The sequence below is a fragment of the Pedobacter sp. BG31 genome (genome assembly GCF_042464845.1).
GTDB classification, from domain to species: domain Bacteria; phylum Bacteroidota; class Bacteroidia; order Sphingobacteriales; family Sphingobacteriaceae; genus Pedobacter; species Pedobacter suwonensis.
The window spans coordinates 114582-128242 of the sequence record NZ_JBHNZK010000008.1 but is presented as its reverse complement, the minus strand read 5'-3'; the positions used below and the strand labels follow the sequence as shown (position 1 = coordinate 128242).

10 protein-coding genes are annotated in these 13661 nt (G+C 39.7%); all 10 read right to left on the bottom strand.

What is annotated here, in order from left to right:
• The 10 genes from ACFE6N_RS11975 to ACFE6N_RS11930 all read right to left on the bottom strand — a co-directional run bounded on the left by ACFE6N_RS11975 (nucleotide 1) and on the right by ACFE6N_RS11930 (nucleotide 12982).
• Nucleotides 1-1239, bottom strand: coding sequence for a class I SAM-dependent methyltransferase (locus ACFE6N_RS11975; RefSeq protein WP_378936701.1), 1239 nt, complete (start codon nucleotides 1237-1239; stop codon nucleotides 1-3).
• A gap of 10 nt (nucleotides 1240-1249) precedes the next feature.
• Nucleotides 1250-2062, bottom strand: a complete 813-nt coding sequence (locus tag ACFE6N_RS11970) for a DUF1365 domain-containing protein (protein WP_378936699.1) — start codon at nucleotides 2060-2062, stop codon at nucleotides 1250-1252.
• A 146-nt stretch (nucleotides 2063-2208) separates the two neighbouring features.
• Nucleotides 2209-3453, bottom strand: coding sequence for an NAD(P)/FAD-dependent oxidoreductase (locus ACFE6N_RS11965; protein WP_378936697.1), 1245 nt, complete (start codon nucleotides 3451-3453; stop codon nucleotides 2209-2211).
• Nucleotides 3454-3550: 97 nt separating this feature from the next.
• Entirely contained in the window at nucleotides 3551-4579 is a 1029-nt protein-coding gene (locus ACFE6N_RS11960) for an SAM-dependent methyltransferase (protein WP_378936695.1), read from the bottom strand.
• Between the two features lie 137 nt (nucleotides 4580-4716).
• Nucleotides 4717-5517, bottom strand: coding sequence for a DUF1295 domain-containing protein (locus ACFE6N_RS11955; protein ID WP_378936692.1), 801 nt, complete (start codon nucleotides 5515-5517; stop codon nucleotides 4717-4719).
• A gap of 82 nt (nucleotides 5518-5599) precedes the next feature.
• Nucleotides 5600-5935, bottom strand: coding sequence for a DUF1475 family protein (locus tag ACFE6N_RS11950; protein ID WP_378936690.1), 336 nt, complete (start codon nucleotides 5933-5935; stop codon nucleotides 5600-5602).
• Between the two features lie 609 nt (nucleotides 5936-6544).
• Nucleotides 6545-7273, bottom strand: coding sequence for an acyl-CoA desaturase (locus tag ACFE6N_RS11945; RefSeq protein ID WP_090981758.1), 729 nt, complete (start codon nucleotides 7271-7273; stop codon nucleotides 6545-6547).
• A 138-nt stretch (nucleotides 7274-7411) separates the two neighbouring features.
• On the bottom strand, nucleotides 7412-7909 hold the full coding sequence (locus tag ACFE6N_RS11940; protein WP_025142534.1) for a phosphoheptose isomerase: 498 nt from the start codon (nucleotides 7907-7909) through the stop codon (nucleotides 7412-7414).
• 290 nt (nucleotides 7910-8199) lie between these two features.
• Nucleotides 8200-9756, bottom strand: coding sequence for a RagB/SusD family nutrient uptake outer membrane protein (locus tag ACFE6N_RS11935; RefSeq protein WP_378936687.1), 1557 nt, complete (start codon nucleotides 9754-9756; stop codon nucleotides 8200-8202).
• A gap of 25 nt (nucleotides 9757-9781) precedes the next feature.
• Nucleotides 9782-12982, bottom strand: coding sequence for a SusC/RagA family TonB-linked outer membrane protein (locus ACFE6N_RS11930; RefSeq protein ID WP_378936685.1), 3201 nt, complete (start codon nucleotides 12980-12982; stop codon nucleotides 9782-9784).
• Between the last annotated feature and the right edge of the window lie 679 nt (nucleotides 12983-13661).

The window sequence follows — 13661 nt, the reverse complement described above, 5'->3', positions numbered from 1 at the left end:
TTACCTCGAAATATTGTTAGGTCTGGAATAAACCATTTGCATCACATTAATATTCCGCATGGCAAAAGCAGCTTCACAATAATTCAGGTAATAGTTCCACTTGCGGATAAAGGTTTCATCAAAACCCAATGCTTTCACTTTATTCAGGTTTTTGTTAAATTCAACAAACCATAAATGAAGTGTACGGGCATAATCCAAACCCATATCTTTTAAATCAACCATGGTTAAATCACCGGTTTCATTTATAGCTTTGTTAATGGCTGCTACCGAAGGTAAAAGCGAACCCGGAAAAATATGCTTCTGAATCCAATCTACGCCATTTCTCAATTTATCGTACCTACAATCAGGAGACGTAATGACCTGAAAGGCAAAAATTCCATCAGGTTTTAATAATTGCTGGCATTTTTCAAAATAGGTTTCCAAATATTGATGTCCTACAGCCTCCAGCATTTCGATTGATACGATTTTGTCAAAAACACCTTCAATTTTGCGGTAGTCCTGGATAATGATCGAAACTTTATCGGCCAATCCCTCTTCATGCACGCGTTCCATCGCTAATCTCTGTTGTTCCTTAGAAATGGTTACCGAAGTAACTTTACAGCCGTAGTTTTTGGCCAAGAAAATGGCATTACCACCCCAGCCACTTCCGATTTCCAATACATGATCGGTCGACTTGATTTTTAACTGCCTCGCCAGGCGATCGTATTTGGCATATTGCGAGTCTTCTAAACTTAAATTATCGGGGTTAAAGTAACCACTCGAATAAGTCATGGTTTTATCCAGGAAAGTGGCGAAGAAATCATTATTCAGATCGTAATGCTCTGAAATATTTTTCTGCGATCCGGCCAAAGTATTTGCCCTGCGCACGTGGTAGATTTTGTTTACCCATTTAAAAATATTCAGCGCTATGGAATTTACCTTACTGCCGGTTACTGAGGGTGCATTTTCAATATTCAGGATGACCCATTTAATTACGTTGGTAATATTTGTGGTATCCCACAGGCCAGAGGTATAGCCCTCCCCAAAACCAATATCGCCATAAAGTGCGATGGATTTAAAGAAATGAGGATGATTTACCTGTATGTGCGCTTCTATTTGATGTTCACCATTTCCAAAAACCAGTGTTTCGCCACCTGGCAGTGAAAGTTCCAATTTGCCCAAGGTCATTTTAGAAAGTGCATTCAATACTGCTCTTTCGAAAAAGCCCTTTGATGTTCTGGCGGCGGTAAGCGTATTCATAGCGTCTGATCTATTTAATTTGTGGTTTGTAAGGTTTATATACGTTACGTTGCAATTCAGGGTTTTCGGCTTTTGGATGAAATGGTATTTTTTTAATCCAAAGTTTGAAGGCCTGCCAGTGGATCATGCCCATGATCTGCAACGGAATGAAGGGGATAGAAAAAAAATTACGAAGCAAAGCCATGTTGCTTAATGGCTTCTTTTCTCCTTTCAAAGTACTGATAAAAAAGCGATTGCCCTGCTTATCTATATCGTCAATTTTGATATCAAGTTTATCAGCCGGAACCCTCAACTTAAAATCGAAAGCATCGTCGTGGTCAATAAACGGTGAAATATAAAAATATTTAGTAGTGATTTTGGTAAAGGTATCCCCATGCAATTCGTCTTTTCCAAAGAAAAAAAGTTTCATTTCCCGGTAAGTGTTGCTGATTTCGGCCACACAACAAACCGGATTGCCCTGCTTGTCAAAGCAATAATAAAAGGAAACAGGATTGAAGTTGTAACCCAGCACATTGAGGTTGGTAAGCAGTTTTATTTTAAGTCTGCTACCATCAACGCCATTTTCTTTTAAATAAGTTTCTACATGCTGACGTGCGTTTTTGGTTTGATCGGGATTTTCCTTTGGTAACTGAAAGTGCTCCGAATCACGAAAAGAAAAAAGGTTAAATTTATTTCTGCTGAACCAGCGCAACTTTTTATCCAACAGATCCAACTCATCCAGGTCGATATAAAACATATACACGCTATACCAAAAGAAATGTTTTTTGGGCGCCAGGCGGTGGTGCATGACTTTTGCGGTGTAGATGTTTGAATTGAATGCCATTTTTGTAACAATTTACGATTTTTTTTTGTGGATATCTTTTCATCGATTCGTCATCTCGACTGGAACGCAGTGAAACGGAGAGATCTATCTGGTAGATTTCTCGACTTCGTTGCACTCCGCTCGAAATGACGGTAATTTAAGATCAATTACATCTGTTTGCACAAATCTACCGCACTCTTATAAGCATCTTCATGAAAACCATATTTAAAATAACTTCCGCAATAGTAAACAGGACCGGTTTCATTTAGCTTGTGCAAATGCTCCTGCGCCTGCATTGCCGAAACATCAAACAATGGGTGATGGTAGTCAATTTCTTTGATAATCTTATCTCGATTTAACGTTTCGGTAGGATTAATGGAAACAAAGTAATTCTGCTTTTTAGACACACCTTGTAAATTATTCATCCAATAAATAGTACTTGGCAATAACTTATCACCTTGCTGTTCTACACGGTAATTCCAGCTGCTCCAGGCCAGTTTGGCTTCAGGCATCTGCTTCTCATCAGTATGTACAACGGCTTTGTTTAACTGGTATTTAAATTTGGAAAGCAATTCAGATTCCAGCGTTGTTTTATCTTTTACGATCTCAAAAGTCTGGTCGGCATGGCTGGCCATAATTACTTTATCGAATTCAAATTTCTCACCTTTTTGGTTTTCTACTTCAACTTTACCATTCCCTAACCGTTTTACCGCTACAATTTTGGTATTGATCTTGATCCTGTCGCGAAACGGGGCAATCAGTTTTTCACGGTAAGCCTGACTGCCGTTTTGCAATGTATACCATTGATGCTGAGTATTCAAACCTAAAAAGCCGTGATTTTTAAAGAAACGGATTAAGGTAACTGCCGGAAAATCCAGAATCTGTTCCATTGGCGCACTCCATACCGCAGCACTCATTGGGATGAGGTATTGCCAGAGCATATCGTCACTGTAGCCAAATTCCTTAAAAAACTGCCCGATCGAATAATCCCGGTATTCAGGCTTATCCAAAATTTCTACACTTTGTTTGTTGAAACGGTTAATCTGCATCAACATTTTTAAATACGGAATATTGAATAAATTCTTCCGCTGGGCAAAAAGATGATTCAAGCTTGAGCCGCTATATTCCAACTTTTTGGGGAGAAACTGCACGCTAAAAGACATATCTGTCTTCATTACGGGTGCGTCAATCTCCGCAAACATCCCTGTCAGGTTTGGATAAGTCTGATAGTTAAAAACCATAAAGCCGCTATCCAGGTAAATGGGTTTACCATCCTCTTCAAGCGTTATCGTATTGGTATGTCCGCCAATATAATCTGCTTCTTCGAAAATCGTAAGATTATATTGATGTTGCAGTTTATGGGCACAACCCATGCCTGCTATTCCTGAACCAATAATGGCGAGTGTTTTCATGATTTAATGATGGATAATTTAATATGGATGACGGAAGATATCAGACGTGAGACATGAGATTTGAGCCGGATAAACGATACACCTTAAACCCTTTACCTTATACCTTTTCAAACAAATAATGGCATACCATCCATTCGTTTCCCTTGTTGTAATTAAAAAGTTCTGCACATGACATGTAAAATAACCTCCAATATACCCACCATTTTACCGCCTGATCTTTCCCGTAAGTCGTTTCGAAAATTGGCATGATTTCCTTCTTATGCTTATCCATATTGCTTAACCAAGCTTCAGCCGTTTTGCCATAATTATTTCCATTTACCACCCAATGTTTATCAATTTTAAGGTCGTCGTTAAAGTAGAAGAACAAATGGTTGGATGGCATAATCCCGCCGGTGAAAAAGTATTTGCTCATCCAGTCGGTTTCGTCAATCACTTCAAATTTGTAAGCCAGGGTTTTGTGCGTAAAAATATGTACGAACAGCTTCCCATCAGGCTTCATAAATGAGGCCACCTTGTTAAGCAAAAATTTATAGTTGCGCATGTGCTCAAACATCTCAACAGAAACCACCCTGTCAAATGTATCGGCAATGGTAAACGTATTCATATCGGCGGTTAAAACCGTTAGGTTTTGGATTCCGCGTTGCTTCGCCGTTTCATCAATGAAAATTTTTTGCGTAGCAGAGTTAGATACCACGGTAAATGTGCTTTCCGGATATTTAGCTGCCATATACAGCGACAGCGACCCCCAGCCACAGCCCAATTCTAAAACATTCTGTCTATTTTGTAAATCGGCCCTTTTACAGGTTAATGCCAGCATATCTTCTTCCGAAGTATCAATATCCTTAACGCCAGGTTTCCAGTAACCACTGCTGTACTTTAAGTTTTTGCCTAAACAGTACTGAAAAAATTCGGTTGGAAGCTCGTAATGCTGTTCATTCGCATCAGCAGTATTTACCGCAATAGGCGATTGCTTCAGCTCTGCCACCAGGTCCATAAATTTTTCCTGCTGCAATTCTTCATTGCCCAGCGTTTCATCATCCAGGCGCTGTTTGCACAATTTCCTAATGCCTATACGCAAGGCCGTATCCGGAAGTTTGTCGTTTTCTAAAAGTTTATCGTACCACATTTTGAGGTTGGAAGGTTAAGGGTTGTAAGGTTGAAGGTTTACGTGTAATAAAAATGTATGATTGAGGTTTAGGTTAATGTACGGTGTGAAACGGTTGATGGATTTGCGGTTTGCATGAACCTTATCCATATTACATTTCACCTCTTTTTCCTCCAGGGGAAAAAGGCGCTCGTTGTTTCCTGGTATCTTTTATAAGCTATAGGTTTGCTCCTTAGATTTTGTTCTTCATTGTTCGGCACACCAGTAACCCTTGTTAATAAATACAAAATCACTGCCGGACTAATAATAGCCAGAATTCCCCATGGCGATGCCAGCGCAAAAATGAAATAAGCCATCCAGGTTAACCATTCAAAAAAATAATTGGGGTGACGGCTATAGTACCACAAACCGGTGTCGCGTACTTTGCCTTTATTAAGCGGATCTTTTTTAAAGGCTGCAAGTTGTCTGTCGGCAATCATTTCTCCAAAAAACGCGATTACCCAAACCAATGCACCTGCATACTCAAAAAAGGAAATAGCCTGCGACTGATTGGCGGTGATGATAAAAAATGGAATGGCCAGTATGACATTTGATATGGCCTGAAATTGAAAAAAGACAAAGAAATTTCGATCGGCTTTGTCTCCCCATTCTTTACGCAACTGTACATACCTGCCTTCTTCTTCATCCAGATGACCAATAACACGTTGCCAAAGATGAACACCTAAACGTAACTCAGCCAGTAAAAACATCCCACAGATTAAAATTTTCCGGGGTTCGTAGCCCTCAGATAAAAAAAATGTAATGACGGTGATTACGGGAAAATTCAGTGCCCAAAAAACATCAACCACACCTGCGTTTTTGATTTTCTTCGCCCAAAGCCAAACCATGGCCATGATAAAACAGCAGGCTATAAGCGAAAGGAGTGCGATAGATAAAAGATGTCCTGTTTGGAGCGGCATAAGTTTAAAGTAAAAGGTTTAAGGCCCAAAAGCCAGTTAGCTTTGCTAAGAAAAACCGTTACGCCATTCTGCAACCTAAATCTTACACCTCACGTCTTAAAAGTAATTCCTTAACACCTTCACCATCTTTTAGTTTAAATAAATACACTAAAACATAAGCCAGGGTTGCAATGCTGCCTAAACATACGAACAAAACAGCAATAGAGATTTTAAGAATAATGCTTTTTTCTTTATAAAACATCCAAAGTGTAATAATAAAGATGTTGGCATAAAAATCCCAGAGGGTAGCACGCATCCATGGAATGCTGCCCAGGAAATTCCATTGTTCGAAAAGGTTGCTTTCTAACGAGGTGCTGATTACTTTATAACACATAAAAACCAACAGTGCGGAGAAAATAAATTTGAGGAGGTTGATCATATGATAGTTTAAGTTTTGAAACAGATTGGAATATATACGTTAAGACAGGCAAAAAAGATTTTATGGTAAAACCCTTGCCTTTACCCTTCGACTCCGCTACCATTGACAGGCTCCATTAACACGACCGTCATTGCGAGGAGGAACGACGAAGCAATCTTTCATACCATTAATCCTTGCCATAAAAGATTGCTTCGTCGGCTGAAAAAGCCTTCTTATAATGACGATAATCAGAGGAGATTTTATTTACTATTAAGTTCTCCTGCCATTTATTTTTGTTTCATAAATTATACCCCAGGGTTGATCAAGCGCGGGATATACTCCGTATTTCCGTGGCAAAAAACCAATGCATTTTTATTTGGAAAGCAGGTTCCTGTGCTCATCGGTTGCGATAGTCCTGCCATTTGCTGCAATCTTTTTGAGATGCTGTTATGCTGTGAGCAAATATCCTTTTTCATCGGGTGCAGATGCTTCGTACCTCAGCATGACAGGGTATTTGAAAGTTATTGCAGGTAAAAGAATTTTCGCTGCTGTTTAGTTAACAGAGAATAGTAAAGGAAAGGGATTTTAAATAATAATGGTCTGTGAGACACAGACCATGGATATAGGCTTTTAAACCTTTCTGATTTTGATAATCTTCATCCAGTGCAAAACTTTCATTACCGGATAGGTTGGGTCAAACTCCCACCATTTAGTAGCAAAATTTGGACTATTTGGTTTTTTGTGGTGGTTGTTCTGAAAAAGCTCGCCCATCAATAAAAAATCCCAGGGTAATGAGTTTTTACTATGGTCCTCATTATCATGGTTTGAATAACCATACTTATGTCCACACCAGTTTACAATTGCCCCATGTAATGGCCCCATTAAAAAGTGGATCGGTAACAGTAAATACATCCACCAGTAATTGGCAAAAGCAATGTAAAAACCGATATAAAACAACCCACATGCAATTCTCCAGGCCCATGAATTTCCGATCTTATCAACCAATGGCCATTCAGGATAATTTCCCTGGAAAGCTGGTTCAGGCTGTATTTTATATTTCAGATAATTCATGTACATATTCTTTGTTGCAATCATCATCCCGAAAACATCCTTAAAAAAATGTGGAGAATGTGGATCCTTTTCGGTATCACTATAGGCATGGTGCATCCTATGCAGGATGGCATAAGCCCGCGGGTTTAAAAATGATGAACCTTGCGAGATTAGTAATACCAGATAGAAAAACCGCTCCCAAAAACGCTCCATTTTAAACATCTTATGTGAAGAGTAACGATGAAGGAAAAAGGTTTGGCTAAACAGGGATAAAAACCAATGGCAAAGAAAAAAAATGAGGATAATCATGTATGAGTGTGTATACTATATAAACGTAGCTTTAAGACTTTTAGTTTTCATACCGTACAAAAACTATACTGGCCTAAACGTTTAGAGAAACATTATCCTCTTCTAAAACGTGGAACAGGATAATGTTTTATTATTTTATTATCTACCGAAATCGTCTTGAACGCGTACGATATCGCTTTCGTCTGACGGGTTTGAAGCATCGGTATGTTGCCAAATCTCAGCAACTACTCCCCAATCTTCTAAGCCGATTAAACGGTGGCGTTCACCTTGTTGTAATTTAATCTGATCTTTTGGTGCGTATTTTTTCACTTCACCTTCTTCGTCAGTCTGGCTGGTTTTGATGCCGACCGTGCCGGTAACCACTTGCCAGATTTCTGCTCTGCGGTGGTGATATTGCCATGACAGGCGTGTATTTGGCGCAACGATTAAGATTTTCGGACTTAATTTACCACCAATTTTTAGGTCTTCAACATTTAATCCATCAAAATAAGTATCTGCAAATTGTTGCGCCTGCGCTTCATCTATTACAAAGAAACCACCCCAAGGACGTGTTTCATCGCGATTTACTACATTAAAACCTTCAATTTTTAAACGTTGTGCTACGCTTTCGAATATTTCTTTTTTGTCGTTTGTCATGGATTAAATATTAACTTTCAAATGATTGTCGAGGTGCACAGGAATTTTTGATCTCCTGTGTGGTTCTATAATTTGCTGCAAAAATAAGCCTAATTAATTAAAAAAAATCCTTTCAGGCCTTTTTATTTTTTACCCATTTTTCAAATTGCCATAAGCGCAACCATTCGCTGGTTATATGGTTTGGTTTAATAGTCTGCCCCTCCTAACAAAAAACAGGTATCCGAATATCGGACACCCGTTTTTGTTGAAAATTATTGATGGTCAGTGTTATGGCGACCATCCTATAACTGCTAATAACCTGGATTTGGCGTCAGGTTAGGATTATTCTTGATTTCAGGAGTAGGGATCGGGAACAGCAAATGTTTGGTTTGCAATGGTTGGTTTACACTTTTATTAATGTGTCCGACAAAATTATCAAAACCATTGGTGGTTTCATTGTACACTTTACGCAAACGGACCATATCAAACCAGATAATCCCCTCGTAGCATAGCTCGTGCCAGCGTTCTCTCCACACCGACTCTTCAAACTGTGTTTGGTTCAAACCCGCAAGATCAGTCAGTTGGGCCCTCTTACGTATGGCATTTACCGCAGCATAGGCAGCAACATTCGGACTACCATCTGCCCTGTTTTGTGCTTCGGCATAAATCAATAAGGTTTCGGCATAACGGATCTGTGGAATATTCAGATCGCTTCTGCTGGTACCTTCTACGCCTAGTGTTCCGTTAGCAATCAGATCGAAGTGTTTAAAAATATATGGCTTACCGCGGTTAATCAACGGCATTTTAAATCCATCGGTATAATAATCAGTAAAGAAATAACCTTCCCGGTTTTTAGCCCTTAAATCTCCTGCCTCATACGAACCATAAAAACTTGTAGTCGGAATAGCCGTTCCAATTCCATCAATTTTAGAAACCAATGGCTGGTGCAAAGGTAAATAAGATGACTGTAAGGGGTTCCCCGATCCGGCAGCATCATTGTACTGGATTCCGAACAAATGCTCTACTTTATTGTCATTCTTTGCATCGTGCAGCGCTCCATAACTGGAAAACAAGCCAAGTGATGATGGATTTCCTGCTGAATAATCAATTACCTCTTTGGCTTTATCCGCAGCTAATCTATAATAAGCTGCTCCTTTGTTAAGGGGTTGCCCGGCCATGGTCAGGTATACCTTTGCCAGTTCAGTTTTAATTGCTGCTGTAGAAACACGTCCGCTGGCATCCGTATAAGGCAAGCCGGCGGCTTCTGCAGCAACCAGGTCATCAACAATCAATTTGTAAACCTGTTCCTGTGGTGTACGGGAAGGCGCAAAATTAGGATCATTAGGACTGGTAACCGGTTTAGTAATTAAAGGCACATCGCCCCATAAACGCACCAGGTAAAAATAGGCCCAGGCCCGGACAAACGCAGCCTCTCCCAAAATTCTTTTTTTCTGTGCATTATCCATTGGATTTATACCCGGAACTTTATCCAAAACCAGATTAGCTTGTGCTATTACTTTATAAAGTCCGTTCCAGTTTTGGTTAACATGCAGATTTGTGCCGTCATAAATGAGTGAATACAAATTGTTCAGATCGGAGTTTTGTGCGGTTTCGGTTGACTGTATGCCCGTTGGTGCATCCAGCATCTGCCAGTTGTTGGAATAAATACCCGCACCATTCCCTATAAACCGGAGCTCTGCATAAACGGCAGCAATACCTGCTTCTGCGTGTTCGGGCAAAGTGTAAAAACTATTTGGTGAAAGATTGGTCGGATCTGTTTCATCTAAAAACTTCTTACATCCCGAATTCCCGATGATAGCGCCGCTCAGCAAAAACAAAACAGCGATATTTCTTATGTTTATTTTCATGTTGATATCCTTTCTTTTTTAATGTTTATAATCCAATGTTTAAGCCTACCATGAAAGTAGTTGGCTTTGGATAATCGAAAAATGTCTGACCTTGTGCAAATGCATTTCCGTAGGTAGTTACCTCAGGGTCGTTACCGGTATACCTGGTTGCCAGGAAGAAATTCTGAACAGATGTATAAACACGTAGTTTGCTTAAGCGTAATTTTTCAACAAGTGCTTTATCAAAAGTATAACCCAGCAACAGGTTTTTACCGCGGATGAAAGAGCCATCTTCCAACCAGTGCGTATCTACATTGGTTACATATCCCGCAGCCTGATCCCTGATGGCGGCAATTGGTGTATTTTGATTCTGCGGAGTCCAGGCATTTAATACGCTGGCAAAACTATTGGCCTGTACCTGTCTGTCTTCACCCGAGTGATGGGTCATATTCAACACATCATTGCCATAAGAGTATTGCAGTTCTACAATCAGTTCTAAGTTCTTATAGCGAAATGAGTTACCAAAGGATCCCCAGCCTTTTGGCATTCCGTTGCCAATAATCTGGCGATCGGCATCGGTAATGGCATGATCACCGTTTACATCCAAATATTTGATGTCGCCCGGAAGCAAGGTTTTACCACCACGGTAACTCACAAATTTAGCTGCTTCTGCCCTTTCGGCCTCGCTCCAGGTGCCTAAACGTACCAGCCCCCAGAATGAACCCACTGGCTCACCTACCCTGATAATACCCGTTTGATTGGTGAAATTTGGGTTACCCACACCAAAAATATCATCAGGAGTGGCTAAAGAAAGTACCTTGTTGCGGTTAAGGGAAATATTGAAACTGGTTTTCCAGGTAAAATTATCGGTTTGTACGTTTACCGTATTGATCCCTAAATCTAAACCTTTGTTCTGCATAGATCCGATATTTTTTCTGATCACCGCGTATCCTGTGGTACGCGGAACCGGGGCATCCAATAACATATCGGTTGTTTTTCTATAATAAAGATCGGCTTCTAAATTAATGCGGTTGTTAAACAAGCCTAACTCTAAACCTGCATCAACCTGTGCTGTTTTTTCCCAAACCAGGTCTGGATTGGCTAACCGGCCAATACCGATACCCGTCACCCTGCTATCGTTAATAATAGCGGCATTATTCACCAATGTAGCCAACGACTGATAGGCTGGCAGCTCTGAATTACCGCTTAAACCATAGCTGGTTCTTAGTTTTAAGTTAGAGATGGTTTTGTTTCCTTTAAGAAAATCTTCATCTGAGGCTTTCCAGGCCAATGCTGCCGAAGGGAAAAAGGCGAATTTATGATTCTCTCCGAATTTGGATGATCCATCTACCCTGCCTGTAAAAGTAACCAGGTATTTATCTTTGAAGGCATAATTTAATCTTCCGAAATAAGAGTTAAAAGCCGATCTGTTCCGGCTGGAGCCTACTGTAATCGATTTACTTCCGGAGCCCATGTTATTGTTTCCATAAAAATCGGTTACAAAATTCTCGGCATGACTGGTATTGCTAAAGAAATTGGTCGCCTGCCACGAGATACCCAATAAGGCATTGATGGCGTGAGATTCGGCGAAACGTTTATTATAGGTCAAATAGTTTTCCAATGACCAGAAGGTTTCCCGATCGTTGGTTACGTTCGCCGTTCCATTCTGCCCGTCAGAAATACCGTATAATTGTTTGGCATTGTATTCATTAATGTTACGGCTTACAATATTGGCTCCTAATTGGGTACGGAACTCTAAATCTTTGCTAAAGCTAATGGTAGAATAAATACTTCCCAAAGCCGTTTGGGTAACCATGCCATATTTTTGATCGGTTAAAATATGTACCGGATTGGAGCCTCCTTCTGCCCATGGGATCAGTTTATTATCGCCCCATTTGCCATCTGCCAGTTTAATGGGAAGAAAAGGGAATGCTTCTGTAATCATACGCACTGAATTTAAGCCGCCTGTTCCCTGATCAACAATGTTTTCAATCTGGTTATTGTAGCTCAAATTACCGCCTACCTTTAACCAGGGTTTAATTTTACTATCGAAATTAAACCGGCCCGAATAACGTTTTAAATAAGAGTTTAGTAAAAGTCCCTGGTCATCGCGATAACCCGCAAAAACACCATAAGTATTATTTTCGTTTCCACCGGTAAAACCCAGCTGATGATTTTGTGAAAGTTTATTCTGAGTAGATTCTTTTAACCAATCCGTATTATATAATGGATTTCCGTTGCTATCAAAAAACTGAGGTAAAGCAATTCTGGCAGCCTTGGGAACAGGCGTTGAGGCATAACTTCCTGCTGCCCAACCTACCGGATCGTAAACTTTGATATTTTCATAAGCGAGGTCCTGCACTTTTACATACTCAAAAGCATCAAGCATCTTAACATGGTGTGCGGCTAGGGTATTTATGCCAAAATCTGCATCATAGGTAATGCGCTGGGCATTTGCAGTTCCTTTTTTAGTGGTAATTAAAATTACCCCGTTTGCACCCCTTGCGCCGTATATGGCCGTAGAAGAAGCATCTTTTAGCACTTCTACTGAAGCGATATCACTTGGATTGATGTAATCAATGGCATTACTATTCTGTGTTTGCGAGCCCACCGGCAAAGCCACACCATCTACCACATAAAGAGGATTGTTACTCGTATTTATTGAACTAAATCCACGGATTTTGATATTGGTTTGTCCGCCAGGCCGGCCTGAGTTGGTATTTACCTGTACCCCAGAGATACGGCCGGCTAATGCCTGATTGAGGGATGAAGACGGACGTTCCTGAAGTTCACTTGCTTTAACCACACCAACAGACCCCGTCAGGTCGGTTTTTTTCACCGATCCATAACCAATTACCACCACCTCATCTAACTTATTGGCTTCAGCAGGTGTCATTTTAACGCTGATGTTGGCTTCACTCCCTACTGTAACATCCTTATTTTGATAGCCAACATAAGAAAAACGGATCACATCGTTTACATTGGCCTCAATGCTGAATTTACCTGTGTCATCAGTTACTGCAGTTTTACCTGACGAAAGGTTTTTGATGCCAACTCCAGGGATAGGCATATTTTTTTCGTCTAATACGGTGCCTGTAATTACTTTTCGATTTTGAATATGCACCAGAGGCAAGGTAGGGCCGGAAAACCCCTTGGGTTTTTCAACAACCGGATTCATCGAAAAAGCAGGACTATTCAGCAGAAAAAGCGCAGAAAGCCCCGAAATCTTGAGTAGATTGATTTTCATTGGTTTAGGTTTAGTAAATGGTTAGTTAATAGTGTAAAATTTCTACTGCTAGCAGCTAAAACGCTTTATCAATTCTTTCAATCAGACGGCTTAAGTAGGCAATTTTGTAATAGGAGCTCCCATATAAATGGATTAAAACTACACAAAAGCAAACTACACAGACATATATTGCGCACAGGGTACAATAAAGCCATCAGCTCATCGATATATTCGGTTATTCATAAATCGTTTTATGTATTCAATAATAAGTATTTTATTGAGAAATCAAGAATATTGTTTCGGACACTAGAAATACATTATCGTAGAAATTAAATTACGGTATAATTACTTTTACAAAAGCTGAAATTTTTGACTGAATATTTCAGGTGAATGAGAAACCACTGCATCTTAAACAATTAAACCTCAAATATTTAGGCCTATTTTTAAGAATTTGATAAAAAAAATTAGCTTATCGAGTAAAGTCTATTATTTTTTTTGAAGGAGAAGTAATCAACATCGACAATGTTGCGACCGGATAGGCACCGTATATAAACTAGAAAGCCTCATATTTCTATGAGGCCAATTATTTTGTTTTATTTGCATCCACAGAATAAAACTAAACCAAACAAACTAATGAGACTATAAGACAAATGAGTTTGGGAATTGTTTTAATAAATAAAAAATATTTTAATAATTCTTA